This is a genomic window from Streptomyces sp. iso_384 (genome assembly GCF_056172905.1).
On record NZ_JBWBTT010000001.1, the window covers coordinates 1502759 to 1528369 of the forward strand.

20 protein-coding genes and 1 tRNA gene are annotated in these 25611 nt (G+C 72.8%); 15 read left to right on the forward strand and 6 right to left on the reverse strand.

Annotated elements, in window-relative coordinates:
* Positions 1-64: 64 nt before the first annotated feature.
* Positions 65-502, reverse strand: a complete 438-nt coding sequence (locus AC0VY3_RS06690; RefSeq protein ID WP_475549199.1) for a GNAT family N-acetyltransferase — start codon at positions 500-502, stop codon at positions 65-67.
* A 144-nt stretch (positions 503-646) separates the two neighbouring features.
* Between AC0VY3_RS06690 and AC0VY3_RS06695 the strand changes: the two genes are divergently transcribed.
* The 4 genes from AC0VY3_RS06695 to AC0VY3_RS06710 all read left to right on the forward strand — a co-directional run bounded on the left by AC0VY3_RS06695 (position 647) and on the right by AC0VY3_RS06710 (position 6649).
* A complete protein-coding gene (locus AC0VY3_RS06695) occupies positions 647-3301 on the forward strand; it encodes an alpha/beta fold hydrolase (RefSeq protein WP_475549200.1) in 2655 nt (884 codons plus the stop codon).
* Entirely contained in the window at positions 3298-4209 is a 912-nt protein-coding gene (locus AC0VY3_RS06700) for an ABC transporter permease (RefSeq protein ID WP_103508818.1), read from the forward strand. Before AC0VY3_RS06695 ends, AC0VY3_RS06700 begins: the two co-directional genes overlap by 4 nt.
* Positions 4210-4423: 214 nt before the next feature.
* Positions 4424-6028: a vWA domain-containing protein gene (locus tag AC0VY3_RS06705; protein ID WP_475549201.1), complete on the forward strand. Its 1605-nt coding sequence runs from the start codon at positions 4424-4426 to the stop codon at positions 6026-6028.
* Between the two features lie 153 nt (positions 6029-6181).
* Positions 6182-6649, forward strand: a complete 468-nt coding sequence (locus AC0VY3_RS06710) for an anthrone oxygenase family protein (protein WP_475549202.1) — start codon at positions 6182-6184, stop codon at positions 6647-6649.
* Positions 6650-6652: 3 nt separating this feature from the next.
* Here AC0VY3_RS06710 and AC0VY3_RS06715 read toward each other — a convergent pair whose 3' ends face one another.
* Both AC0VY3_RS06715 and AC0VY3_RS06720 read right to left on the reverse strand, forming a co-directional pair.
* Complete coding sequence (locus tag AC0VY3_RS06715; protein ID WP_475551648.1) at positions 6653-7243, reverse strand: N-acetyltransferase family protein; 591 nt, start codon at positions 7241-7243, stop codon at positions 6653-6655.
* A 288-nt stretch (positions 7244-7531) separates the two neighbouring features.
* A complete protein-coding gene (locus AC0VY3_RS06720; protein WP_103508822.1) occupies positions 7532-8407 on the reverse strand; it encodes a peptidoglycan-binding protein in 876 nt (291 codons plus the stop codon).
* A 354-nt stretch (positions 8408-8761) separates the two neighbouring features.
* Between AC0VY3_RS06720 and AC0VY3_RS06725 the strand changes: the two genes are divergently transcribed.
* From AC0VY3_RS06725 to AC0VY3_RS06740, 4 genes are all read left to right on the forward strand, one after another.
* Positions 8762-9937, forward strand: coding sequence for a sensor histidine kinase (locus AC0VY3_RS06725; protein ID WP_103508823.1), 1176 nt, complete (start codon positions 8762-8764; stop codon positions 9935-9937).
* Positions 9934-10632, forward strand: a complete 699-nt coding sequence (locus AC0VY3_RS06730; RefSeq protein WP_103508824.1) for a response regulator — start codon at positions 9934-9936, stop codon at positions 10630-10632. The genes AC0VY3_RS06725 and AC0VY3_RS06730 overlap by 4 nt, the downstream gene beginning before the upstream one ends.
* 82 nt (positions 10633-10714) lie before the next feature.
* Entirely contained in the window at positions 10715-11695 is a 981-nt protein-coding gene (locus tag AC0VY3_RS06735; protein ID WP_258047129.1) for an ABC transporter ATP-binding protein, read from the forward strand.
* Complete coding sequence (locus tag AC0VY3_RS06740; RefSeq protein WP_103508825.1) at positions 11692-12447, forward strand: ABC transporter permease; 756 nt, start codon at positions 11692-11694, stop codon at positions 12445-12447. Before AC0VY3_RS06735 ends, AC0VY3_RS06740 begins: the two co-directional genes overlap by 4 nt.
* A 94-nt stretch (positions 12448-12541) precedes the next feature.
* On the opposite strand, the gene AC0VY3_RS06745 is transcribed toward AC0VY3_RS06740, so the two are convergent.
* Positions 12542-12614 (reverse strand) — tRNA-Arg (locus tag AC0VY3_RS06745).
* A 306-nt stretch (positions 12615-12920) separates the two neighbouring features.
* Between AC0VY3_RS06745 and AC0VY3_RS06750 the strand changes: the two genes are divergently transcribed.
* The 7 genes from AC0VY3_RS06750 to AC0VY3_RS06780 all read left to right on the forward strand — a co-directional run bounded on the left by AC0VY3_RS06750 (position 12921) and on the right by AC0VY3_RS06780 (position 21670).
* Complete coding sequence (locus tag AC0VY3_RS06750) at positions 12921-14564, forward strand: dynamin family protein (RefSeq protein WP_103508826.1); 1644 nt, start codon at positions 12921-12923, stop codon at positions 14562-14564.
* Positions 14561-16495, forward strand: a complete 1935-nt coding sequence (locus tag AC0VY3_RS06755) for a YfjP family GTPase (protein ID WP_475549203.1) — start codon at positions 14561-14563, stop codon at positions 16493-16495. The genes AC0VY3_RS06750 and AC0VY3_RS06755 overlap by 4 nt, the downstream gene beginning before the upstream one ends.
* Positions 16496-16607: 112 nt before the next feature.
* A complete protein-coding gene (locus AC0VY3_RS06760; protein WP_103508795.1) occupies positions 16608-17069 on the forward strand; it encodes a single-stranded DNA-binding protein in 462 nt (153 codons plus the stop codon).
* A 197-nt stretch (positions 17070-17266) separates the two neighbouring features.
* Positions 17267-18754 (forward strand): Cys-Gln thioester bond-forming surface protein, encoded by a 1488-nt coding sequence (locus AC0VY3_RS06765; protein WP_475549204.1) that lies wholly within the window; start codon positions 17267-17269, stop codon positions 18752-18754.
* A gap of 125 nt (positions 18755-18879) precedes the next feature.
* Complete coding sequence (ettA, locus tag AC0VY3_RS06770; protein ID WP_103508797.1) at positions 18880-20544, forward strand: energy-dependent translational throttle protein EttA; 1665 nt, start codon at positions 18880-18882, stop codon at positions 20542-20544.
* 5 nt (positions 20545-20549) lie between these two features.
* Positions 20550-20972: an acyl-CoA thioesterase gene (locus AC0VY3_RS06775; RefSeq protein WP_030077631.1), complete on the forward strand. Its 423-nt coding sequence runs from the start codon at positions 20550-20552 to the stop codon at positions 20970-20972.
* A complete protein-coding gene (locus AC0VY3_RS06780; RefSeq protein ID WP_475549205.1) occupies positions 20969-21670 on the forward strand; it encodes a DUF8010 domain-containing protein in 702 nt (233 codons plus the stop codon). Before AC0VY3_RS06775 ends, AC0VY3_RS06780 begins: the two co-directional genes overlap by 4 nt.
* A gap of 51 nt (positions 21671-21721) precedes the next feature.
* On the opposite strand, the gene AC0VY3_RS06785 is transcribed toward AC0VY3_RS06780, so the two are convergent.
* Both AC0VY3_RS06785 and AC0VY3_RS06790 read right to left on the reverse strand, forming a co-directional pair.
* Positions 21722-22744 (reverse strand): ABC transporter ATP-binding protein, encoded by a 1023-nt coding sequence (locus tag AC0VY3_RS06785; RefSeq protein WP_475549206.1) that lies wholly within the window; start codon positions 22742-22744, stop codon positions 21722-21724.
* The gene (locus AC0VY3_RS06790) at positions 22741-25611 is read right to left on the reverse strand and encodes a hypothetical protein (protein WP_103508800.1); all 2871 of its coding nucleotides are present in this window, start codon (positions 25609-25611) and stop codon (positions 22741-22743) included. The genes AC0VY3_RS06785 and AC0VY3_RS06790 overlap by 4 nt, the downstream gene beginning before the upstream one ends.

The window sequence follows — 25611 nt, forward strand, 5'->3', positions numbered from 1 at the left end:
GAACGTACGGAGGGACGACCGCCAGGCGCGGGGGCCGAAGGGCAGGAGCGCCCCCCGACGAACGTCAGGGTTGACTCCCGTCCGCGGTGGTGTCCCCGAACTCCCACACCAGCCCCCGGAACCCGCCGTCGTCCCGCGCCCCCGCCGCCCCGTACGTCGCCAGGGCCGCCGCGTTGTCGTGTTCCACCCCGACCCACAGGTCGTAGCACCCCCGCTCCCGGGCGAGGTCCACGAGCGCCAGCGTCAGGGCCCTGCCGATGCCCCGGCGGCGGAACGGTTCGTCGACGCCGAGTTCGTACAGGCACATCTCCGTGCCCTTGTCCGGGTGCAGCATCTCGATGCCCGAGACGAGGCCCACCGGGACGCCGTCCACGTACGCGATCAGCATCACGTGACCGTCCGCGGCGAGGAAGCGGGTGGCCCAGACCTCGCGGGGCGGTGCGTCGAAGAGGTGGCCGGCGGCCAGCAGCTCCGTGACGGTCGTGGCGCGGCGAATGTCCACAATGGCCTCCTGGGATAAGGGTTTCCGTACGGGTTCCGTACCGCGTCCGGAGTACGGCGGGGGCGGAGCGTACCTCTCAGGGATGCCGTTCACCTCCCCCTGGCGGCACTCAACCGGCTTGCGTCCTCCGTTTAGGGTCGAGGGATGGAGACCCCTACTGCTCGATGGCGGCGCCTGCTGCCCCGTACACCTGGCCGGTGGGCCGCGGTCGGCGCCGCGCTCGCCGTGCTCGTGGGCGGCGGCACCTGGTCCGCCGTCGCCGACGACGGCCCGCCCGCCGTGCAGCGCGAGGACCGGATCCTGCGCATGGACGGGGTGCCGATCGACACCTCGTACTTCCACGCCAAGGGTTCCGGTAAGCGGCCCGCCGTGCTCATCGGGCACGGGTTCGGCGGCAGCAAGAACGACGTAAGGGCCCAGGCCGAGAAGCTGGCCGCCGACGGATACGCCGTGCTGACCTGGTCGGCGCGCGGATTCGGGAAGTCCGGCGGGAAGATCTCCCTCAACGACCCGGACCACGAGGTCAAGGACGTCTCCCGGCTCATCGACTGGCTGGCGACACGGCCCGACGTGGAGCTGGACGGCAAGGGCGACCCCCGGGTCGGGCTCACCGGCGCCTCCTACGGCGGGGCCGTCTCCCTGCTCGCCGCCGGGCACGACGAACGGGTCGACGCCATCGCGCCCGTGATCACCTACTGGAACCTCGCCGACGCCCTCTTCCCCGACGGGGTCTTCAAGAAGCTCTGGGCCGGCATCTTCATCACCACCGGCGGCGGCTGCGAGAAGTTCGAGAAGCGGCTCTGCGAGATGTACGAACGGGTCGCCGTCAGCGGGAAGCCCGACGTCGAAGCGGTGAAACTGCTCACCGAGCGGTCGCCGTCCGCCGTCGCCGACCGCATCAAGGTGCCCTCACTGCTCCTCCAGGGGCAGTCCGACTCCCTGTTCCCGCTCGGCCAGGCCGACGCCATGCAGAAGGCCATCAGCGCCAACGGCGCACCCGTGTCCGTCGACTGGATCTCGGGCGGGCACGACGGCGGCGACAGCGAGACGAGCCGGGTGGAGGGGCGGGTCGGCTCCTGGTTCGACCGGTATCTCAAGGAGGACACCGGCACCGCCACCGGGCCGGCCTTCCGCGTCAGCCGGACCGGAGGCGTCGACTCCACCGACGGCGCCGCCCTCCTGCGCGGGGCGAGCAGCGACACCTACCCGGGGCTGCGCAGCGGCGGCCGGGACATCGCGCTCGGCGGCGGGACCAAGACCTTCCGCAACCCGGCCGGGGCCGCGCCGCCCGCCATCTCCGCCGTGCCCGGCGTCGGCGGCGGACTCGCCCAGCTCTCCTCCCTCGGCGTCGGGCTCTCGCTCGACTTCCCCGGGCAGTTCGGCCGGTTCGAGTCCGCGCCGCTGGACACCTCCGTACGCGTCACCGGCACGCCCACCGTCAAGGTGAACGTGACGGCGAGCGGCGACCGGGACGCGGTGCTCTTCGGCAAGGTGTACGACGTGTCGCCGGACGGCAGGCAGCAGGTGCTGCCCCACCAGCTCGTCGCCCCCTACCGGATCACCCCCGGTCGGCAGGGCAAACCGGTCGAGCTGGCGCTGCCCGCCGTGGACCACGAGTTCGACGCCGGACACCGGCTGCGCCTCGTGTTCTCCGCGACGGACCTCGGCTACGCCTCCCCGGCCGAGCCCGCCACGTACAGCGTCACCCTCGACGGACCGCTGAGCGTCCCCACCGCACCCGCCGTGAAGACCGCCGCGGCCGCCCTCCCCTGGTGGACCTGGGGCCTCCCGGCCGCCGCCCTCGTCATCGCGGCCGCACTCCTGCTCACCGCCCGGCGGCGGACCGCGACGCCCGCCCCGGACCCCGAACTCACCGACGTACCGCTCCAGATCACCGGGCTCTCGAAGAAGTACGCGAAGTCCGTGGACCGGTACGCCGTGCGCGAGCTGTCCTTCCGCGTCGAGAAGGGCCAGGTCCTCGGACTCCTCGGGCCCAACGGCGCGGGCAAGACGACCACCCTGCGCATGCTCATGGGGCTCATCACCCCCGACGAGGGCGAGATCCGCGTCTTCGGGCAGGCCATCCGGCCGGGCGCCCCGGTGCTGTCCCGGGTCGGGGCGTTCGTGGAGGGGGCGGGCTTCCTGCCGCACCTCTCCGGGCGCGCCAACCTCGATCTGTACTGGCAGGCCACCGGCCGGCCCGCCGAGGACTCCCACATCGACGAGGCCCTGGAGATCGCCGGCCTCGGCGACGCGCTGGCCCGTGCAGTGCGGACGTACTCCCAGGGCATGCGGCAGCGGCTCGCCATCGCGCAGGCCATGCTCGGCATGCCGGATCTGCTGATCCTGGACGAGCCGACCAACGGGCTGGACCCGCCGCAGATCCGCGAGATGCGGGACGTGATGATCCGGTACGCGGCCGGGGGCCGGACCGTCATCGTCTCCAGCCACCTCCTCTCGGAGGTCGAGCAGTCCTGCACGCACCTGGTCGTCATGGACCGGGGCCGGCTCGTACAGGCCGGACCCGTCGCCGAGATCACCGGATCCGGCGACATGATCCTGGTGACCACGGCCGAGGAGGTGTCCGAGCCGCTGGCGGAGAAGGTCGCCGCGCTGCCCGGCATCGGCTCCGCCGTCCGCACCGACGACGGGCGGGGGCTCCTCGTCCGCCTCGACGGGGCCACCACCTCGCGGCTCGTCGCCGACCTCGTCCGGCTCGACGTCCCGGTCACCGGCGTCGGACCGCACCGCCGCCTGGAGGACGCCTTCCTCACCCTGATCTCCGGAGGAGCAGCATGAGCGCCCCCGTCCAGCCGCCCGCGGTCCGGGTGGAGACCGAGCACCCGGAGGCCGCGGGCTACCGCGCCGGGCGCACGCTTCCCCTCCGCGTCGAGGCCATGCGCCAGTTGCGCCGCCGCCGCACCCTGCTCATGGGCGGGGTGCTCGCCGCCCTCCCGTTCATCCTGATCATCGCCTTCGCGATCGGCGGCACGCCGGACGGCGAGGACGGCGGCGGGGGCCGGGGCGGCGGCAGCCGGATCAACCTGATGGACGTGGCGACCGAGTCCGCCGCGAACTTCGCCGCCACCTCGCTGTTCGTCTCGGCCGGATTCCTGCTGGTCGTGCCGGTGGCCCTGTTCTGCGGGGACACCGTCGCCTCCGAGGCGAGCTGGTCCTCGCTGCGCTATCTGCTGGCCGCACCCGTGCCCCGCGTCCGGCTGCTGTGGTCCAAGCTCGTCGTCGCGCTCGGCTTCAGCCTGGCCGCGATGGTGCTGCTGCCGCTCGTCGCGCTGGCGGCGGGCACGGCGGCCTACGGCTGGGGGCCGCTGAAACTGCCCACCGGGGGAGCGCTGGCCGCCGGGGACACGGTGCCGCGCCTCGCGATCGTCGTGGCGTTCATCTTCGTCTCCCAACTGGTCACCGCTGGCCTTGCGTTCTGGCTGTCCACGAAGACGGACGCCCCGCTCGGCGCGGTCGGCGGCGCGGTGGGCCTCACCATCGTCGGCAACGTGCTCGACGCGGTCACCGCACTCGGCTCCTGGCGCGACTTCCTGCCCGCGCACTGGCAGTTCGCCTGGGCCGACGCGCTCCAGCCGCAACTGGAGTGGGGCGGCATGATCAAGGGCGCGACCGTATCAGTGACCTATGCCCTGATTCTGTTCGCGCTGGCCTTCCGGGGGTTCAGTCGTAAGGACATCGTGTCCTGAACCTGATGTTCCGCGGGTTTCCGTCCGCGGACGGCCCGCTGTTGCCGCATCGAGATGGTTCCGCAACGCTTTCGTCGACTCCGGTCGGCGGTCCCGTACGTCACATTCACAGGTGTCGAGGACACCGTGACGACGTGGGGGGTTGCACATGGATCAGATCAGCCGACGAAACGAAGAGCGTGCAGGGGGCCGGGTGGGGCGCCGGGCCGGAGGCATGGCACTGCTCCTGGCCGGCGCCCTGCTGATCACCGCCTGCGGCGCGAGCGACGGCGGCTCGGGGACCACCCGGGATCTGAGCTCGGGCAAGCGCAACGGGCAGGGATCGACCGGCGGCGGGCAGCCCGCGCCGGACGCGGCGGTGCCCGAGAAGGGCCGGCAGTCCGGGGAGAACGGGGCCTCCGCCGCGCCGGACGTCAAGGCGCCCGACTATCTCTCCACCTTCGCCCTGGACGTGGACACCGCCAGCTACGGCTACGCACGCCGCACCCTCGGCGACGGAGGTCTGCCCAGCGCCGAGGACGTACGCCCCGAGGAGTTCGTCAACAGTTTCCGCCAGGGGTACGAACGGCCGAAGGGCCCCGGCTTCTCGGTGAACGTCGACGGTGCGCGCATCGACACCGGGAAGGACGGGAAGATCGCGAAGGGCGGCGGAACCGGATCCTCCGACTGGTCGCTGCTACGGGTCGGGCTGGCCACCGAGGCCGCCCCGTCCACCGCCGAACGGCCCCCCGCCGCACTCACGTTCGTCGTCGACATCTCGGGGTCCATGGCCGAGACCGGCCGCCTCGACCTGGTCAGGAAGTCGCTGAACATCCTCACCGACGAACTGCGCGACGACGACTCCATCGCCCTGGTCACCTTCAGCAACGAGGCCGAGACCCGGCTGCCGATGACCCGGGTGAAGGGCAACCGGAACCGGATCAAGGACGCGGTGGAGGAGATGCGGCCGGCGCAGTCCACCAACGTCGAGGCGGGCATCACCCTCGGCTACGAGAAGTCCGTCGACGGCCACCGTGAAGGCGCCACCAACCGGGTGGTGCTCCTCTCCGACGCCCTCGCCAACACCGGTGACACCGAGGCCGAGGGCATCCTGAAGAAGATCGACTCCGCCCGCCGCGAGTACGGCATCACCCTCTTCGGCGTCGGCGTCGGCAGCGACTACGGCGACGCGTTCATGGAAAAGCTCACCAACAAGGGCGACGGGAACACCACCTACGTCGGTGACGAGGAGCAGGCCCGCAAGGTCTTCGTCGACCAGTTGCCCGCCCACCTCGAAATCCAGGCCCGCGACGCCAAGGCCCAGGTGGCGTTCGACCGGAAGACCGTGCAGCAGTTCCGGCTGATCGGCTACGAGAACCGCAAGGTCGCCGACGAGGACTTCCGCGACGACAGCGTCGACGGCGGCGAGGTCGGCCCCGGCCACACGGTGACCGCTCTGTACGCGGTACGGCTGCGCGAGGGCGCGTCCGGCACCGTGGCCAAGGCCACCGTGCGCTGGCTCGACCCCAAGACCCGCAAGGCCCAGGAGAAGACCGGAACGGTCACCACCGGGGCGATCGACGGCCCGCTGTGGAGCGGCGAGCACGACCGGCTGCAAGTGGCGGCCGTGGCCGCGTACTTCGCCGACCATCTGCGCCACGGCGACCTGCCCGGCGCGCCCGGCCTCGGTGAACTCGCCTCCCGGGCGTCCGCACTGGCCGGGACGACCGAGGACAGCGCCGTCAGCAAGCTGGCCACGGCCATCGGACAGGCCGACCGGCTGGAGGGCGGCGCCGGCACGGACGACGGACCGGAATCGAGCGAGGGCGAGATCGGCTGAGGCGAAGGGCTGGGCGGGGCAGCGGGCACCTGGCCGGGCCGGGCGCTCCTGCCTCGCGCCCCCGGTGCGCTCCGCCCCGGCTCTCCCCGGTGCACCTCGCCGGGCTCGTACATTCATGCGGAAAAGGCCGGTGCGGGGTTACCCTCGCAGGTCATGATGTCCGCCATGACCTCCCTGTTCCTGGTGCTCTCGGCGATCGTCAACGGCCTCTACGCGGGCTTCATGCTGACCTTCCTGATCGCGGTCATGCCCGGTCTGGCCGAGCTGACGGACAAACAGTTCACAGCGGCCATGCGCCGCTTCAACGAGAAGGTTCCCGGACCCGTCTTCCTCGTCCTGTTCGTCGGAGCCGTCGCGCTTCCCGCCGCCGCGTTCTTCACCGGCCTCGGCGAGCACAACGAGACCACGGGGCCGGCCGTCCTGGGAGCGCTGATCTGCGTGGTCATCAGCCACCTGGTGACCATCGCCGGCAACGTCCCGCTCAACAGCGCCCTCGCCGCCTCCGAGGGCGGCGACGACAGCGCGGCCCGCGCGGCCTTCGAGTCCCGCTGGAACACCTTCCACCAGGTGCGCACCGCGTTCAACCTGGTGGCGTGCGTCCTGCTGGCGGTCACGCTGTAGGAGTCAGCCGCCCGCCCGCCCGCCCGCCCGCCCGTCCGCCTCGGCCCGTTGCGGGTGGCGGGGGCCGAGCAGCACGACGAGGGCGGCCGCGCCGGGCAAGGGAGTGTCGAACCGCCGCCAGCCGGTCCGCTCGTACAGGCGCAGCGCCGCCTCGGCCCGTACGGAGGTCAGCAGCCGGCAACGGCCGTCCGGGGCGGCCTGGGTCACCGCGTGCAGGAGTGCCGTGCCGAGCCCCGCGCCGTGGGCCTCCGGCGCGACCGCCAGTTCGTTCACCTCCAGCGCGCCGCACAGCCACGCCCGCGTGCGCCCGGGCCCGAGCGCCTCGGCGACCTGCCCGTAGCTGCGGTCGGCCGGAAAGGCCTCCGGGGTGATCCAGGCCGTGGCGAAACCGGTCACCGTACCCCCGGCCGTCGCCACCGCCACGGTGAACCCGGGCCGCAGCGCGTCCCGTGCGAGCCGCTCCGCATAGGCGTCGGCCGTCGCGGGATCCTCGTTCCAGGGCGGGGCCGCGAACGCCCGCGCGTACACCTCGCGGATCCCATCGGCGTACCGGTCCAGCTCTCCGGCCCGCACCGTTCGCACCTCGGCCGTCATCGCACCGTCCTTCGCAGTCATGAGCGGACCATCGCCAGGTCGCCGGGCACACGTGCCCGTCGCCGCATCGGCGAGGAAACCTTAGAGCGTGAACTGCGGTACGAGGCAGGGGCCCTTCACCCGGTACACCGGTCGCGAGGAGTGCGAGCGGCCACTCGAACCCTTCGCCACGACGGCGCACCTGGGCAGCGGCTTCAACCGCTGACCTGCGCCCGGCTCTCCTCCCGCGGGGAGGAGAGCCGGGCGACGCCGGTACACCGGGCACGCCGGGCCCACTGCCCGTACCCGTCACACGTTGGGCACCTTCAGCCGGTCCCAACTGCTCTTCCCGGGAATGCCGTCCGCGTCGGAGCCCGAGTAGCCCAGCTTGCGCTGCCATGCGGCGTACGACTTCCGGTCGGCCTCGGACCAGGCGGGACCCGGACCCACCGTGTACCGTCCGCACCCCTCGGCCACCAGCCGCTTGCCCATCGCCGTGACGATCGCGCTGTTGCGGCCGACCTTGAAGAACGCGGCCCCGGGGAATGGTTCGTAGGTCGGCTTCGGCGGCGGCTTGGAGGGCCCGTCCGGGGCGCCGCCGAGCCGCTTGCCGATCCGGGTGCGCATCGAGTTCATGGTGAACCCACGCGGATCGACCTTGCCCGGCTGCCACTCCAGGTGCCCGATCACCGACCGCTGCGACCAGCCGTGCGCCCTGCAGACGGCAGCGGCGGCCCGCTCGATCGCCAGCAGCTGGGCCGCCGGCCAGGGATCCTTGCCGTCGCCGAGGTTGATGCATTCGAAGCCGTAGAAGTGCCGGTTGCCGTCGGTGTTGGCCTCGTTGTCCGGGGGCAGCGCCTTCTCCGCGATGACGGCGCGCAGGACGTCGTCGTCGCCGAGTCCGGCGTGGTTGGCCCGCCCGTTCCCCACGAGGTGGACGGTGCCGTCCTTGGCGATGACCCCGTGGCAGAGCGGACCGGGCAGGGCGGAGTGGCCGTTGTAGCAGAGCTCGACGGAGGCCGCGGTGCCCGAGGTGACGGTGTGATGGATCATCACCCCGTGCGTGGGGCCCCAGGGACCCTTGTGGTTCCGGTTGTTGGTACGCCAGCTCCGGTGTTCGACGACGCGGAGGCCTTCGTCACGGAGTGCTTTGAGCAGCTTGTCGGCGGACAGTGGCGTCGCCATCGCGGCGCTCCTTTCCCTGATGGTGCGTAGGTCACGCGGGCGCTTCGGTGTGGGGGGCGGCGGGAACGGTGGACGGACGGCGGCGCGGAGCCGCGTACTCCCGCCGGATGTCGGGGCGGTCGGGAGCGCCTGTGGTGGGGATTCCGCCTTCGGGCCCCCTGATCGATTTGCCCGCTTCCGGGACCCGCCGAACGTCCCGTCGGGCGGAAGGTTTCACCGGGCTCGAACTCCCGTCCGGGTCTGCCCGAACTCCTGCCCGAAGTGCGTGGCCGCCGGAGCCTCCCGACGCCACTCCCGTGGCTACTCCCGCTGTCGTATGCGGCCGGACGCCCCGCCTTCTACCGTGAGGGGGTGATGACCTTCGACCGCCTGGCCGCCCGTGCGCGCGCCCTGCCGCCGATCGTCGCGGATCTGCTGGTGGTGGCGGTGGTGGGGGCGCTCACCACCGCCGACGCGGCCGTCAACGAACCCGGCTACCGTCAGGCGGACGCACTGACCTGGACCCTCCTGGCGGTCTCGCTGGCAGCGCTCGTGTGCCGCCGCCGTTGGCCTGTTCCGGTGGTCTGTGCGACCGGGGCGGCGTGTGCCGGGTGGGCGCTGCACGGGCACATCGGTGAACTGCTGAACCTCCCGGTGATCGTGGCGCTGTACACGGTCGCGGTGCTGGGCGACCGCCGGCGCACGCTGTGGACCGGGCTGATCGCCGCGACGGTCTCGGGTGCGGTGGCGCTGAAGGTCGGCCGGGACGTGGTCAACCCGCAGGGGCTGCCGGTGCTGGAGATGGTCTGGCCGCTCGTTCCGCTGCTCCTGGGCGAGGTGGTGCGGACCCGCCGGGAGCTGCTGGCGGCGTACGCGGCGCGCGCCGCCCGGGCCGAGGAGGACCGGGAACGGGAGGCCGCCCGCCGGGTCCGCCAGGAGCGGGTGCGGGTGGCCAGGGAGATCCACGACATCCTCGCGCACACGGTGAGCGCGATGACCGTGCAGGCCGGGGTGGCCCTCGACGCGCTGGACGCCGCGCCGGAGGTGTCACGGCGGGCGATGACGCAGGTGCGCGCCTCCGGCAAGGAAGCCGTACGGGAACTGCGCGCCACGCTCTCCGTCCTGCGCGAGGCGGAGTCCACGGCCCCGGCGCCCCGCCTCGACCAGCTGGACGAGCTGGTGGCGGGGGTCGAGGCGGGCGGGGTACGGGTCAGCCTGCGCCGGGACACGGGGGACGCCGCCTTCCCGGCGGTCGTCGAGGCCACGGCGTACCGGATCGTGCAGGAGGCGCTGACCAACGTGGTGAGGCACTCGGCGGCGCGGCATGCGGCGGTGTCGGTGACCCGCGCCGCCGGCCGGCTGACCGTGGAGGTGGTGGACGACGGCCCACCCGTGTCGCCGTCCGCCGCACCGCCCGCCGACCGGGGCTTCGGCCTGATCGGCATGCGGGAACGGGCGGTCGCGGTGGGCGGCGGCGTCACGTACGGTCCGGTGCCGGGCGGCGGATTCCGCGTTCACGCCGTGCTGCCGGCCGAGGGAGCGACGCCATGACACGACCTGCGCCAGAGGGCGGGAGCAGGCCCGTCCGCGTGGTCCTCGCCGACGACCAGACCGTCGTACGGGCCGGATTCCGCGCCCTGCTCGACCTCACCGACGACCTGGTCGTCGTCGCGGAGGCCGCCGACGGGGCCCGCGCCGTCGAGGCGGTCCGCACGACCCGCCCGGACGTCGTGCTGATGGACATCCGGATGCCCGGGGTCGACGGCCTGGAGGCCACCCGCCTGATCGCCGCCGACCGCACCCTCGACGGGGTCCGCGTGGTCATGCTCACCACGTACCAGGTCGACGCGTACGTCTTCGAGGCCCTCCGCCACGGTGCCGCGGGCTTTCTGCTCAAGGACATCGAGCCGGACGACCTGCGCGCCGCGATCCGTGACGTCGCGGCGGGGCGGAGCCTGCTCGCCCCCGCCGTCACCCGTCAGGTGATCGAGGAGTTCGCCCGGCTGAAGGCCCCCGAGGCGGCGGGCGCCGAACGGCTCGCCGTCCTCACCGGCCGGGAATGCGAGGTCATGGCGCTCGTCGCCGCCGGGCTGTCCAACGAGGAGATCGGCAAGGAGCTGATCATGAGTCCGCTGACCGCGAAGACCCATGTGAGCCGGACCATGACGAAGCTGGGCGCCCGCGACCGGGCCCAGCTGGTGGTGATGGCGTACGAAACGGGCCTGGTCAGAGCGGGCGAACGCTGAAGCGGGCCGTACTCCGGCGGGAGTAGGCCCCGGCTCCCGCCGGAGGATTCGCGACCCGGGGCACGCTCGTAGCGTCGGCCGCATGATCGAAGCAACGGAACTCACCAAACGCTACGGCGGGCGGACCGCTGTCGACCGGCTGTCGTTCACCGTCCGGCCCGGCCGGGTGACCGGCTTCCTCGGCCCGAACGGCGCCGGGAAGTCGACCACGATGCGCCTGATCCTCGGCCTGGACTCCGCGAGCGCGGGGCGTGTCACTGTGGGCGGAAAGGCCTACGCCGACCTGCCCGTACCGCTGCGGTCGGTCGGCTCGCTGCTCGACGCCAAGGGCGTCCACGGCGGCCGCTCCGCCTACCACCACCTGGCCGGACTCGCCGCGAGCAACGGCATCCCGCGCCGCCGCGTCGAGGAGGTGCTGGACCTGGTGGGCCTGCCCGCCGCGACGGCCCGCAGGCGCACCAAGGGCTTCTCGCTCGGCATGGCCCAGCGGCTCGGCATCGCGGCGGCGCTGATCGGGGACCCGGAGGTGCTGATCCTCGACGAACCGGTCAACGGCCTCGACACCGAGGGCATCCGCTGGATCCGGGGACTGATGCGGTCCCTGGCGGCGGAGGGCCGCACGGTCTTCCTCTCCAGCCACCTCATGAGCGAAATGGAACTGACGGCCGACCACATCGTCGTGATCGGGCAGGGCCGGCTCCTCGCGGACACGACGATGCGCGACTTCATCGAGACCAACTCCCGCGCGCACACGCTCGTACGGTCCCCCGAACCGCAGAGGCTCCGGGCGCTGCTGGAAAGGGCGGGTGCACGGGTCCGTCTGGACGCCACGGGGGGCTGGCGGGTCGAAGGACCGGACACGGCCACCATCGGCGACCTGGCCCGCGACCACGGCGTAGCCGTCCATGAACTCACCCCCGCCCACTCCTCCTTGGAGGAGGTCTACACGGCGCTCTCGCAGTCCTCGGTGGAGTACAGGGCCGAGGACCGGGCCGAGTACAGGGCCGAGGACAGGGCCGATGACCGGGCCGCCGCGCCCGGCCGGAAGGAGACAGTCCGATGACGACACCCGCTCTCGGATCCCAGGCCATGGCCTACGAGTGGATCAAGTTCCGCAGCGTGCGCTCCACGGTGTGGACGACCGTGGCGACCGCCGTACTCCCGGTTCTGGGCGCGGTGTTCGTCGCCACGACCGGAAGCCTCCAGTCCGACGACACGGTCCTCGGCGGCAGCCTCACCCTCTCCGTCGTCGCCCAGATGCTGGCGGCGGTGGTGGGCGCGCTGGTGGTGACGGGGGAGTACAGCAGCGGCACCATCCGGACGACGTTCGCCGCCGTGCCGAGCCGCACCGCGGTCCTCGCCGCCAAGGCCGCCCTGGTGGCGGGCGTGATGTACGTCCTCGCCCTGGCCTCCTGCACGGCCGCCTACCTCGTCGGCGACGCCATGCTCCCCGACGGCCGGTACGCCCAGGGCGAGCCGCTGCCCGCCCTGTTCGGGATCGCCGCGTCCTTCGCGGTGGCGGCCGTACTGGGTCTCGCCGTCGGCACCCTCGTACGGCACTCGGCGGGCGCGGTCACCACAGTGATCGGCCTGCTGCTCCTGCCGTCCCTGTTCGGCCCGCTCTTCGGCGACGCCGAACGCTGGATCGCCGGCCTCTCGCCGACGGCCGCCCTGGAAAAGCTCACCCAGACCTCGGACGCCGCCGCCGGCACGGTGGGCAGTCTGGGCCCCTGGCCCTCCCTGCTCCTGGTCGCCGCCTGCACGACGGCGCTCGCGCTCGGCGCACTGGTGCTGCTGCGGCGGCGGGACGCGTAGCTCGCTTACGCCGCCATGACGCCGTGCTCGCTAACGTCCTCCGAGCGACGAAAAGGCCCTCCTGCGCGGAGGGCCTCACGGTCGTGCGGTCGTGCGCCCCCGGCAGGACTCGAACCTGCGGCCAAGCGCTTAGAAGGCGCCTGCTCTATCCACTGAGCTACGGGGGCCGGGAGTCCTGATCGGTGGTTCCGTGGCCGTGCCGGGACAAGGATAGGGCTCCGATCCCCTGGACCCGGTTGCTTCACCTGCGTGGCACGATGTGGAGGTTCGGTGAAGCGAAACGATAATCGCAGGTAGGTGCGATTCCTGCATCGGTTTTCGCTTTCCACGCGCCGGGTGTTGTGTACTCGTTATGCCCCTGCCCCACTCGTCCCCTCTGTCCTGACTCTGTCCAGAGGGTGGAACCGCCGCGCAGAGGGGTCTATACGCTTCAAAAAGGCTTCAAAATTGGGCATTCTTCGCATGTGGTGACCATGGACGTACGGCCTCAGCTCATCGACGCACTTTCCGCCCTGCGCGACCGTGTCGCCGCCGTGCGTCTTCCACTGCCCCTGCCGGGGGCCGAACGCGCCCGGCAGACCAGGGTCGAACTCCTCGCCCAGCTCGACGACTACCTCCTGCCACGCCTCAAGGACCCCGAGGCCCCGCTGCTCGCCGTGATCGGCGGATCCACCGGGGCCGGGAAGTCCACGCTGGTCAACTCGCTGGTGGGGTGCCGGGTCAGTCAGGCCGGGGTGCTGCGGCCCACCACCCGGACCCCGGTGCTGGTCTGCCACCCGGACGATCACCACTGGTTCGCCGGGGTGCGGGTCCTGCCGCAGCTGACCCGGATCTGGCTGCCGCCGGGGCAGGCGCCCGACCCGGACGGGCTCGACGACCTCGCCGCACGGGGAGCGGACGAGGAGACCGCGCTGCGGGTGGAGACCGCGGTGAGCCTGCCCCGCGGGCTCGCGCTGCTGGACGCCCCCGACATCGACTCGCTCGTCGTCCGCAACCGGGTCCTCGCCGCCGAACTCATCTGCGCCGCCGACGTCTGGGTGATGGTCACCACCGCCTCGCGCTACGCCGACGCGGTGCCCTGGCATCTGCTGCGTACCGCGAAGGAGTACGACGCGGCCCTCGTCACCGTCCTCGACCGGGTGCCCCACCAGGTGATCGCCGAGGTGTCCCGGCAGTACGCGGCGCTGCTCACCCGGGCCGGACTCGGGGACGTACCCCGGTTCACCATCCCCGAACTCCCCGAGTCCGCGGGCGGCGGCAGCGGACTGCTCCCCACCACCGCGGTCGCCCCGCTGCGCGCCTGGCTCGCCCACCGGGCCCAGGACCCCGCCGCCCGGCAGCAGGCGGTGGGGCGCACGGCCTCCGGCGTCATCGAGTCGCTCAACGTACGGATGCCCGGACTGGCCTCCGCCGTCGCCGCCCAGTACGCCGCCTCCGTACGGCTGACCGGAGTGGTCGAGGACGCGTACGGCAAGGAGGCCGCCCGGATCAGGCGCCGCCTCAAGAGCGGAGCGGTGCTCTCCGGGGACGCGCGGACCCGGTGGCGCGGCTACCCGCTCTACAGCTCGCCCGAGGAACTCCTCGAAGCCCTCGTCGACAGCCTGGTGGCCCTGCTCCAGTGCTCGGTCTCCGCCGCCGACGAACAGATCCGCACCCAGTGGCGCCGCGAGCCCGCCGGGGCCCTGTTCCGGTTCGAGGGGGCCGGGCGGGAGGCCGGTGGCTGGGGGCCCGCCGAGGACGTCGAAGGGCGGATCGCCGTCGCCGTACGCCGGTGGCGGCGGGTCCTGGAGGAGCTGGCCGAGGAGGAGGTGCGCCAGCTCGACCGCAGCGTGGCGCCCGCCCCCGAGAGCGTCGCCGCACTGCTCGCCGCCGCTCTCCTCGGCGGACGGCGCGCCCGTACGGCGGGGGAGCAGCTCGCCGAACGCATCGGCGCCCAGGGCGCGCTGCGCCTGCGCGACAAGGGCGGTGAGCTGCTGACCACCTATCTCGACCAGGTACTCGGCGGCGAACGCGACCGCCGTCTCGCCCCGCTCGACGCCCTCGACGTGGCCCCCGAACCCCAGGCCGAACTGATCGCCGCGCTTTCCGTACTGCAGAAGGAGAGGTGGCAGCGATGACTGCCGTCACGGACGAGGACCAGGGCCCGGGGAACGTCAAGGGGAACGGCGAGGGGAAGGGCAGGGGGAGAGGCACGGGGAACGGCGAGGGGAAAGGTACGGGCGCGGGGACGGGGACTTCGGACGGGGCCGGACCCGGGCGCTGGGACGACGGGCTCATCGCCCGGCGCGCCGCGGCGGCCGAGGCCCGCGAGGCCGGGGAGTCCGCACCGCGTACGCCCGACCAGGACGAGGCCCAGCCGCAGGTCGAGGCGTACGCCCCTGCCGACGGGCCGCTGCCCTCCCGGCTCGACGCCCTGCGCGAACTCGTCGGACTCTCCCGCGCCCGGCTCGACCGGGACACCCTCGCCGAGGCGGGCCGTGTGCTGGACGAGGCCGCCGCCCGTCAGCGGCTCTCCTCGCGGCACACGGTCATCGCCATCGCGGGAGCCACCGGCAGCGGCAAGTCGACCCTGTTCAACGCGCTCGCCGGGGCCCCGATCTCCGACACCGGGCTGCGCCGGCCCACCACCTCCCAGCCCATCGCGTGCAGCTGGACCGACGGGGCCGCCGGACTGCTGGACCGGCTCGCCGTCCCCGGCCGGCTGCGGCGCAGGCCCCACCCCGGGCCCGCCGCCTTCGACGAGGCGCTCCAGGGGCTCGTCCTGGTCGATCTGCCCGACCACGACTCGGCCGCCACCGAACACCGCGACCAGGTGGACCGGGTCCTGGCCCTGGTCGACGCGGTGATCTGGGTCGTCGATCCGGAGAAGTACGCCGACGCCGCCCTCCACGAGCGCTATCTGCGCCCGCTCGCGGGACACGCGGAGGTCACCTTCGTCGTCCTCAACCAGACCGACCGGCTGCCCGGCGAGGCCGCCGACCTCGTCCTGGACGATCTGCGCCGCCTCCTCGACGAGGACGGCATCGCGCTCGGCGAGCACGGCGAACCCGGCGCCACCGTCATGTCCCTGTCCGCGCTCACCGGCGACGGCGTGCCCGAACTCCGCGAGATGGTCGGCCGCTTCGTCCAGGACCGCACGGCCGCCACCCGCCGGCTCTCCGCCGACATCGACGCGGCGGCGGCGCGGCTGCGCCCGGTGTACGTGGCCGATGGCCGGCCCGGACTCGGCGAGCGGGCCCGCGATGAGTTCACCGACCGGCTGGCCGAGGCCGTCGGCGCGGCGGCCGCAGGGCAGGCCGCCGAGCGCGAGTGGCGCCGCAACGCGAGCCGGGCCTGCGGGACACCGTGGTTGCGGCTCTGGCGCTGGTACGAGAACCGGGGCCTGCCCGGCAGCCTGGACCGGATGGGCCAGGCGCTCATCCCGCCCGAGGAGGAACTGACGGCCCGGCAGCGGGTCGAGCAGGCGGTACGGATCGTCGCGGACGACGCCGCCGACGGGCTGCCGGGCCCCTGGGCGCAGGCGGTGCGCGAGGCCGCGTTCACCGGGGCGCAGGGGCTGCCCGAGGCGCTGGACGAACTGGCGGTCAAGGCCGGAGGCCCTGCCCCGTCGAAGCGGGGCGGGGGAACGGAGGCGGGCCGGGCCGCCGTCGCCGGCCCCCCGCCCGGTGGCCGCCCGGCCAAGCCGCCCCGGCCGAAGTGGTGGCCGGCCGCGGTGCTGGCCCAGGTGTCGATGACGCTGCTCCAGATCTTCGGCGGCCTGTGGCTGGTCGGCCAGATCATCGGCGTCCTGGAGCCGGGTCTCGTCACGCCCGCGCTCATCATGCTGGCCGGAGTCGTCGGCGGCCCGCTGGTGGAGTGGTCCTGCGCCGCGGCCATCCGGGGGCCGGCCCGACGGTACGGGCAGGACGCCGAGCGACGGCTGCGCGAGGCGGCGGCCGGGTGCGGCCGGGCCAGGGTCCTGGACCCCGTCGCGGCCGAGCTGGTGCGCTACCGGGAAGTGCGCGAGCGGTATGTGACGGTGACGAAGTTTTCCACAACCGGCCGGTAGTCCACAGGCCCCGACGCGATTCCCGCCCGGCGTCCACCATGGAGATCGCACACGGTACGGAGTCGCCCGACTCCGTACGAAGCGGTGCGACAAGGAAAACGGGGGCGGGAAAATGAACGAGACCTTGGTGACCCTGGTGGGAAACGCCGCCACGGCGGTGGAGTTCCGGGAGACGCCCACCGGCGGAATGGCGCGATTCCGTTTCGCCGTCACTCCGCGCCGCTGGGACCGTGAGAAACAGCTCTGGGCCGACGGCCGCACCAGCTTCTACACCGTCTGGTCCTGGCGCACGCTCGCCACGAATCTCGCCGGTTCCGTTTCGGTCGGAGAACCCTTGGTCGTGCACGGCCGGTTGAAGGTTCGCGAGGAGGAACAGGCCGGTCAGCGAAGGACGTTCGTCGACGTCGAGGCCGTCGCCATCGGCCACGACCTGAGCAGGGGAACGGCCGCCTTCCGCCGGGCGGCCAGAACCGAAACCGTTCTGACGGAGCGTCCGGGACGGGTCACGGACGGCGACGCGGAGGCGTCGCCGAAACAGCCGGAACACGGAGGCGCAATGGCGGCAGTGTCCTGAAAAGGCTGATCGGCGCCATGGTCGACGGCATCCCGCGATAACGATTCCGATTCGGAATGGTTGTGCAAGGGCAGTACGGGGGACTGCCCTTCGCCCGTTCTTTAGGATTCCCAGTGCTCATGGGTCACTTGGGTCTGCTGGCGAGGCATTCCCCACACGCGCACCACGCGCGAGGGCCTCGCCCGGAGGGGAATTCTGTGTTTTCTGCGTCTTCAGCGTCCGCTGCGTCGTCCGGCACGACAGGGGCGCCTCCGGGCCGCGGGATCCTCCGCCCGGTCGCTGCACTGCTGCTCTCCGGTCTCGTCGCGGCTACCGCACTCGTCGGCGCCGGACCCGCGGCCGCCGACGACCCGGGCCGGCACCACGGCGGCGCGGCCGCGGTGCTCGACGGGCTGAAGACCTTCGACAGCGCCGTGCTCCGCATCGCGGGGAAGAACGGGGCGCCCGACCGGACCCAGGAACTGCCGGCCGGGCTGTTCGAGATGACCGTCGACGGCGGCGGCAAGCTCAAGACCTACTGCGTCGACCTCCACAACCCCACCCAGGACCAGGCGAAGTATGTGGAGACCCCCTGGGCCGAGACCTCGCTCGGCGGCAACCGCAACGCGGGGAAGATCCGCTGGATCCTCCAGCACTCCTACCCCCGGGTCGACGACCTGGCCGCGCTCGCCGACGCGGCCGGCACCGGCCCGCTGACCGAGCGGACCGCCGCCGCCGGAACCCAGGTCGCCATCTGGCGCTACTCGGACAACGCCGATGTCACCGCATCGGACAAGCAGGCGGAGAAGCTCGCCGACTGGCTGCAGCGCAGCGCCCGCGACACGAAGGAGCCGCGGGCCTCGCTGACCCTGGAACCGGCCGCCGTCGCCGGGCGGGCCGGTGAGCGGCTCGGCCCCGTGACCGTACGCACCGACGCGGACCAGGTCTCGGTGTCGCCCCCGGTGGACGCGGCGGCCAGCGGCATCGCGATCACGGACGAGAAGGGCGCCCCCGTCACCGCGGCGGCGGACGGGGACCGGCTCTACTTCGCCGTACCGAAGGACACCGCCGACGGCACCGCCTCCCTGGCGGTCCAGGCCACCACCTCCGTGCCGGTCGGCCGGGCCTTCGCCGGGGCCGGCCGCACCCAGACCCAGATCCTGGCCGGCTCCAGCGAGTCCACGGTCAGCGCCCGGGCGAGCGCCACCTGGGCCGAGACCGGCGCCGCACCCGCACTGACCGCCCGGAAGAACTGCGCCGCGGGCGGTGTGGACGTCACGGTCGCCAACCGGGGCGACCAGCCGTTCACCTTCGAACTGGCCGGCACCGAGCACACCGTCGCCGCCGGGGCCACCCGCACGGTCACGGTCCCGGTCGCCGAGGACCAGGCGTACGACGTCACCATCACCGGGCCCGCCGGGTTCGCCCGGACCTTCACCGGGGTGCTCGACTGCGCCACCAGCGGCAGCGTGCTGGACCGGGAGAGCGAGGACGCCGACGGCAACGACATCGGCACGCAGAGCGCCCAGCAGTCCGTCCCGGCCACCACCGGCTCCACCACCTCGGGGCTGGAGGGCGATCTCGCCGCGACCGGCGGCTCCAGCGCCACCCCGATGCTCGCCGCGGTCGCCATCGGACTGCTCGTCGTGGGTGGCGGCGCGGTCTTCCTCCTCCGTCGGAAGCAGCCGGGTGCCGACGGTGAGTGAGCGCCCACGCGCATGAGGTGACCGGTGCTCCGGTGTCGGTGGGTGGACGGGTTTCCGTCCGGGGGCGGGTGTCAGGCAAGATGGGTGTATCTGCCCACACCTCTATTGCTGCCGGACGGTTTCTCTTGGCTGAGTACATCTACACCATGCGCAAGACGCGCAAAGCGCACGGCGACAAGGTGATTCTCGATGACGTCAATCTGAACTTCCTGCCCGGCGCGAAGATCGGTGTCGTGGGCCCCAACGGCGCCGGTAAGTCCACGGTGCTGAAGATCATGGCGGGCCTGGAGCAGCCGTCCAACGGCGACGCCTTCATCTCGCCCGGGTTCACCGTCGGCATCCTCATGCAGGAGCCGAAGCTGGACGAGGAGAAGACCGTCCTGGAGAACGTCCAGGACGGCGCCGCCGAGATCATGGGCAAGCTCAAGCGCTTCAACGAGGTCGCCGAGCTCATGGCGACCGACTACTCCGACGCGCTGATGGAGGAGATGGGCAAGCTCCAGGAGGACCTGGACCACGCCAACGCGTGGGACCTGGACGCCCAGCTGGAGCAGGCCATGGACGCCCTGGGCTGCCCGCCCGGCGACTGGCCGGTCACCAACCTCTCCGGTGGCGAGAAGCGCCGCGTGGCGCTCTGCAAGCTCCTCATCGAGGCCCCGGACCTGCTCCTCCTCGACGAGCCCACCAACCACCTGGACGCCGAGTCGGTGAACTGGCTGGAGCAGCACCTCTCGAAGTACTCGGGTGCCGTCGTCGCCGTCACCCACGACCGGTACTTCCTGAACAACGTCGCCGAGTGGATCCTGGAGCTCGACCGCGGCCGCGCGATCCCCTACGAGGGCAACTACTCCACCTACCTCGACAAGAAGGCCACCCGCCTCAAGGTCGAGGGCCGCAAGGACGAGAAGCGCCAGAAGCGGCTCAAGGAAGAGCTGGAGTGGGTGCGGTCGAACGCCAAGGGGCGCCAGACCAAGTCCAAGGCCCGCCTCGCCCGGTACGAGGAGATGGCGGCCGAGGCCGACAAGATGCGGAAGCTGGACTTCGAGGAGATCCAGATTCCGCCGGGCCCGCGGCTCGGTTCCATCGTCGTCGAGGTCGAGCACCTCTCGAAGGCCTTCGGCGACAAGGTCCTCATCGACGACCTGTCGTTCACGCTTCCCCGTAACGGCATCGTCGGCGTCATCGGTCCGAACGGCGCGGGCAAGACCACGCTGTTCAAGATGATCCAGGGCCTGGAGACGCCGGACAGCGGTTCGGTCAAGATCGGCGACACGGTCAAGATCTCCTACGTCGACCAGTCCCGCGCCAACATCGACCCGAAGAAGACCCTCTGGGCCGTCGTCTCGGACGAGCTGGACTACATCAACGTCGGCCAGGTCGAGATGCCGTCCCGCGCCTACGTCTCCGCGTTCGGCTTCAAGGGCCCGGACCAGCAGAAGCCGGCCGGCGTCCTGTCCGGTGGTGAGCGCAACCGCCTCAACCTGGCGCTGACGCTCAAGGAGGGCGGCAACCTGCTGCTCCTCGACGAGCCCACCAACGACCTCGACGTGGAGACCCTGTCCTCGCTCGAGAACGCGCTGCTGGAGTTCCCCGGTGCGGCCGTGGTCATCTCCCACGACCGCTGGTTCCTGGACCGCGTCGCCACGCACATCCTCGCCTACGAGGGTGACTCCAAGTGGTACTGGTTCGAGGGCAACTTCGAGTCGTACGAGAAGAACAAGGTCGAGCGTCTCGGCGCGGACGCGGCCCGTCCGCACCGTGCCACGTACAAGAAGCTCACGCGAGGCTGATCGTCTTGGCTCGTCACCTCTACAGCTGCCCCCTGCGCTGGTCGGACATGGATGCCTTCGGCCACGTCAACAACGTGGTCTTCCTCCGCTACCTGGAGGAGGCGCGCATCGACTTCATGTTCCGGCTGGCGCCCGGGGACGGTTCGCCGTCGTTCTCCGGCGGGTCCGTCGTGGCCCGGCACGAGATCGACTACGTACGGCCGTTGGTCCACCGGCACGAGCCGGTGACCGTCGAGTCGTGGGTCACGAAGATAGGCGCCGCGTCCCTGACGATCGCCTATGAGATCAAGGACGCCGACCAGGTGTACGTACGCGCCTCGACCGTCGTCGTGCCGTACGACCTGGCGGCGGAGCGGCCCCGGCGGATCTCCGCCGAGGAGAAGCTCTTCCTCCAGCAGTACCTCGCAGAGGAGCCCGCCGCGGCATGACCGTGCCCGTGCAGTCGCTGCAGTTCGCCGACGCGAGGGAGGCGGCGGATCTCGCCGCCTTCCTCGGTCGGCTGCTCCACTACGACCGGGCCGCCGCGGTCCGGTTGCAGGCCGGCGGCGGCGACGCACTGGCCGTGTTCGGCCGTCCGCCCTCCTTCGAGGTCCTCGCCATCCGCACCGCCCGCCTGGACCGCCCCGAGACGCTCGACGTCACGGTGTCGGCCGGGGAGCTCCTGGAGTCCCTCGACGTCTCCGGAGAGGGCTCCGGACAGCGGGCCGGTGCGCTGCCCGCCCCGGTCACCGGGCCGCCCTGGACCGGTGTCCTGCCGCCCCGCGGGCCCTGGCGGGAACAGACCGGGCTGCCCGGGCCCGACACTCTGCGCGCCGCCCTCGACACGGCCGTCGCCGAATTCCGTACGCGGGACGAGGCGCTGCCCGACGAGCTGCGCACCCGCGCCGAACGCGACCGGATCGGACGCGAGATCTGGTCCCGGCCGGTCGGCGCCACGGACCTGCCTCTGCGCGCTGTGCACGCCGCACAGTCCCTCGGCTTCCTGCGCCCCGACCCGGACTTCCCCGTCTCGCTGCTCTCCGCGGGCGGCTGGCTGCGGCTGCGGACGCCCTTCGGCTCGATCGCGCTGCGCCGCGACCCGGCCGGCGGGCTCGGCGGGCTCGGCCTGTCGGTCGAGCCCGGCTGAACCGCCGAACCGGCTGACGGACCGATCGGCGGGGGCCGGTCGCCTCCGCCGCTACTTCTCCCGCGGGTCCGAAGACCGCTCCGGCTTCTCCGGAGCGCCGTGCGCGTCCGGCCAGACGCCGATGTGGTCCTGCTCCAGCTCCAGCAGCACCCGGTGTTCCATGCCCAGCGCCTGCGTGTAGTCCGCGGGCAGCTGGAGCCGCCCCGCCCGGTCGAGCATCGCGTACTCCCGCGCCACCTGCGACTCCTGGCCGGTCGCCGCGTCCACCTCCGTGCGGCGCAGCACCTCGGAGGACGTACGGCCGTCGCGGATGGCGACCGTACGCCGCACCTCGTTCGCGACCGCCTGGTCATGGGTGACGATCACGATGGAGGTGCCCAGCTCCTCGTTGGCGCGCCGGAACGCGGCGAAGACCTGCTCCCCGGTGGCCGAGTCCAGCTCACCGGTCGGCTCGTCCGCGAGCAGCACGGACGGGTTGTTGGCCAGCGCCACCGCGATGGCCACCCGCTGCTGCTGCCCGCCGGACAGCTGCTGGGGCCGCCGGTCGCGGCAGTCCTCGATGTCCAGCATGGTGAGCAACGACTCGGCGCGGGCGGCCCGTTCGCGCTTGCCGCCACCTCCGCGCAGCTGCATGGGCAGGGTGATGTTCTGGATCGCGGAGAGATACGGGAGCAGATTGCGGGCGGTCTGCTGCCAGACGAACCCGACCACGTCCCGGCGGTAGCGCAGCCGTTCCTTCGGGCCCATCGACAGCAGATCGCAGCCCGCGACCTTCGCCGAGCCGGCCGTCGGCACGTCCAGGCCCGCCAGGATGTTCATCAGCGTCGACTTGCCGCTGCCCGACGCCCCCACCAGAGCCATCAACTCGCCCTCGGTGACCAGTAGATCGAGCCCCTGGAGCGCCTGCACCTCCACCCCGTCCGTGGTGAAGATCCGCACCACCCGGTCGCAGGCGATCAGCGCGTCGTGCCCGTAGGAAGGGCGGTCCCGGCGGGCCGCGGCCCGCTGCTCCAGCTCCGCCAGCGTCGTTCCGGCCGTGCGGGCCGTGTCTGCCGTCTCGGTGGACGAGGTCATCGGGAGTCTCCTGCCCTGAGTTCGGTGATCGATCCGCGGCGGCTCGCCCACCACGCCTGCACGCCCGCGACCGCCGCCGCGAGCGCCACGACCCCCGCGGCCGGCAGCCCCAGCGACCAGAGGTCGGTGCGCAGCGCGACGGGGCCGGTGTCCGACCCGGCGACGCCGGCGAGCGCCAGCGGGACCAGATCGACGCCGGGGGAGAGCAGGGCGATGGTCGCCCAGCCGGTGAACAGCCCGCCGCCCGCCGCCAGCAGGGCCTGCGGCGTCGCCTCGAAGGCCAGCAGCCGCCTGCCCTGTGCGGTGGTGAGCCCCATCGTGCGCAGCCGTGCCAGCAGCGTCCTGCGCTCCGGCGCGGTCTGGAGCAGCGACAGCAGGACGGCCAGCAGCGCGTATCCGGCGCCGGCCGCGACCGCCGCGAGGTAGATCCGCTCGGCCCCGGCCTGCATCGGGGTGTTCACGTACCGCGCGCGCTCCTCGGAACGCAGCTGTACGACGAACTTCCCGCCGTTCTCGTCGACGGCCGCGCGCAGCTTTTCGGGGTCCGGTGCGCCGGCGAGGAGCAGGGTGGTGGGCGCCTTCTGCTCCAGCGAAGCTGCGTTCACGATCAGGAAGTCGGTGGAGGAGACCGCGGCGACGTGCGCGGTGGTCCCCACGACCTGGACCCGGAAGTCTCCGGACAGCGTCCGGACCGTGCGCGGCTCCTTGCCCAGACGGGCCGCCACCGCCGGAGAGGCGATGGCCGGAAGGATCCGCTCCGGTCCGGCCTCCGTGCCCTCGGGCAGTGGGGCCGAGGGGCCGGTGGCCTGCAGCCGGGCGGCCGGGAAGGCGGGCAGCCCGTGGGTACGGGCCAGCCGGGCGTACGAGGCGGGCTCGACGCCCACCAGGGCCGCGGTCGCCGCGTCGCCCGCGTCCGCCGCGTCGTCGCCGGCTGTGCCCGTACCCGCATCCGCAGCCGTGTCCGTGCCCGTACCGGCGTCGTCGCCGGCCGCCGCCTCCGGCATCGCCACGCTGTACTCGACCCGTACCGGCGCCGCGTCCCGCACGCCGTCCAGCCCGCTCACCGTGCGGACCAGCTCGTCCGGCAGCGTCGCCCGCTCACCCATGCCGCTGACCCGGGCGTCCGCGCCCACGGACGCCAGTGCCGCGTCGTCCCGTGCGTCGCCGATGCCCGCGATCACCGAACCGCCGAACGCCGCCGTGGCCAGCGCCAGCAGCAGCGCCAGCAGCGGCAGCGCCCCGCCGGCCGATGACCGGCCGGCGCGGGCCAGCGAGAGGAAGCCGATCGCCCCGCGCAGCCGGGCCATGGGCCGGGCCGCGAGCCGCAGGGGCAGCGGATACAGCCGTACCAGCACCAGCGCCGCGATCAGCGCGACCAGGACGGGCGCGGCACTGACCAGCAGGTCGGTACCACCCCCGGTCGACGTACCGCGACGCAGCAGCGCCGTCACCGCGCCCACCGCCAGGACGAGCAGGGTCAGTTCGGCCACCGTCCGTCGGCGCGAGGGCCGGGCGCTCACCATGTCCTCGCGGGCGCCGTGCAACGTGGGCCGGACGTGCTGGAGCGTCGTGCGTACGGGCAGGGCGACGCACACCAGGAGGCCGACGCCCGCCGCGGCCAGCGCTGCGGGCCGCCACCGGCCCTCGCCCACGAGCAGCACCGCGAGGAGCAGCCCGAGCGCGCTCGCGGGCAGCACGGCCACCGCGGTCTCCGCGAGCAGCCGGCCGCCGATGCCGCGCAGCGAACCGCCGCGCGAGCGCATCAGCGCCAGCTCGTCGCGGCGGCGGGCGGCGATCAGGGCGCCGGTCATCAGCAGGACGACGGCGGCCACGGAGCCGATGCCGAGGCCGGCGACCGCGATCACCGGACCGATCGCGTCGCGCATCCGCGCGTTGGACTCCACGATGTGGCCGAGTCCGGTGCCGACCACCGCGGTGTCCCCGGCGATCCTCCGCACCTTCAGCAGCCCGGGGCCGCTTTCCAGCGAGGCGATGGCGGACGTCAGCCGGGAACCGTCGGGGCCGGTCAGCCCTGCCGGGTCGGGCGGGATCCGCCAGAAGAGGACAGGCTCGGCGGCCGTGCTCAGGAGCACCGGACCGGCGTCCTCGGCCAGCAGGACGGTGCCGGTCCAGAAGTGCACCGGGAAAGGGTCCGTGGGGTCCGGGACCAGCGACGGGCTGCGCAGCAGCGGATCGGTGGACCAGTAGCTGCCCTGAGGATCACGCGGAGCCACGATGCCGGTGATCGTCACCGTGACGGGTTCCTGTGCCGCGGTGGGCAGCGTGATGGTCGCGCCGACCTTCACCTTCAGCTCGGCCGCCGTCTCCTCGGTGACCGCGCCCTGCACCGCACGGGAGTCCGCCGTCACCCCGCCCGGCGTCGTGGGCCAGGCGCCCGAGGACAGCGTCGCGTGGTCCTTCAGCCCCGACTGCGCCGCATACGTGAGCTGTGGCGGCTTCGCATCGGGCCGCGGCAGCCAGGGTTCGTTCGCGACGATCGGCTTCGTGGTGCGCACGCCGTACGCGACCGACGAGGTGTCGGCGCGCAGCGGTGCGGGCAGGGCCTTCAGCAGAGCCTTGCCGACCCGCGCCAGTTCGGGGCTCCGCGCCTCGGCCTCCCGCTGTTCCTGCGGCAGTTCGAGACCGGGCTGCGGGCGGGCGATCTCCACGGTGCTGCGGCCCGCGTCCGCCGTCGCGATGTCGTGGCGCAGCCCCTTCGTCTCGTACGCGTCCACCGCCCGCGGGAACGCCGCGGCGAGGAACGCCGTCACCAGCACCAGCACCGCGAGGGCCGTCGCCGCACCGGGCGCGGTGCGCAGCCGGGTACGGATCCACGGGGCGGAGGCCGCCCGCTTGTCGTTGCTCAT

What these genes read in the sequence shown, in the direction of transcription:
- AC0VY3_RS06695 (WP_475549200.1), top strand. Translation starts at nt 647, where the DNA reads ATGGAGACCCCTACTGCTCGATGGCGGCGCCTGCTGCCCCGTACACCT.
- AC0VY3_RS06700 (WP_103508818.1), top strand. Translation starts at nt 3,298, where the DNA reads ATGAGCGCCCCCGTCCAGCCGCCCGCGGTCCGGGTGGAGACCGAGCAC.
- AC0VY3_RS06705 (WP_475549201.1), top strand. Translation starts at nt 4,424, where the DNA reads ATGGCACTGCTCCTGGCCGGCGCCCTGCTGATCACCGCCTGCGGCGCG.
- AC0VY3_RS06710 (WP_475549202.1), top strand. Translation starts at nt 6,182, where the DNA reads ATGATGTCCGCCATGACCTCCCTGTTCCTGGTGCTCTCGGCGATCGTC.
- AC0VY3_RS06715 (WP_475551648.1), bottom strand. Translation starts at nt 7,243, where the DNA reads ATGACGGCCGAGGTGCGAACGGTGCGGGCCGGAGAGCTGGACCGGTAC.
- AC0VY3_RS06720 (WP_103508822.1), bottom strand. Translation starts at nt 8,407, where the DNA reads ATGGCGACGCCACTGTCCGCCGACAAGCTGCTCAAAGCACTCCGTGAC.
- AC0VY3_RS06725 (WP_103508823.1), top strand. Translation starts at nt 8,762, where the DNA reads ATGACCTTCGACCGCCTGGCCGCCCGTGCGCGCGCCCTGCCGCCGATC.
- AC0VY3_RS06730 (WP_103508824.1), top strand. Translation starts at nt 9,934, where the DNA reads ATGACACGACCTGCGCCAGAGGGCGGGAGCAGGCCCGTCCGCGTGGTC.
- AC0VY3_RS06735 (WP_258047129.1), top strand. Translation starts at nt 10,715, where the DNA reads ATGATCGAAGCAACGGAACTCACCAAACGCTACGGCGGGCGGACCGCT.
- AC0VY3_RS06740 (WP_103508825.1), top strand. Translation starts at nt 11,692, where the DNA reads ATGACGACACCCGCTCTCGGATCCCAGGCCATGGCCTACGAGTGGATC.
- AC0VY3_RS06750 (WP_103508826.1), top strand. Translation starts at nt 12,921, where the DNA reads ATGGACGTACGGCCTCAGCTCATCGACGCACTTTCCGCCCTGCGCGAC.
- AC0VY3_RS06755 (WP_475549203.1), top strand. Translation starts at nt 14,561, where the DNA reads ATGACTGCCGTCACGGACGAGGACCAGGGCCCGGGGAACGTCAAGGGG.
- AC0VY3_RS06760 (WP_103508795.1), top strand. Translation starts at nt 16,608, where the DNA reads ATGAACGAGACCTTGGTGACCCTGGTGGGAAACGCCGCCACGGCGGTG.
- AC0VY3_RS06780 (WP_475549205.1), top strand. Translation starts at nt 20,969, where the DNA reads ATGACCGTGCCCGTGCAGTCGCTGCAGTTCGCCGACGCGAGGGAGGCG.
- AC0VY3_RS06785 (WP_475549206.1), bottom strand. Translation starts at nt 22,744, where the DNA reads ATGACCTCGTCCACCGAGACGGCAGACACGGCCCGCACGGCCGGAACG.
- AC0VY3_RS06790 (WP_103508800.1), bottom strand. Translation starts at nt 25,611, where the DNA reads ATGAGCAACGACAAGCGGGCGGCCTCCGCCCCGTGGATCCGTACCCGG.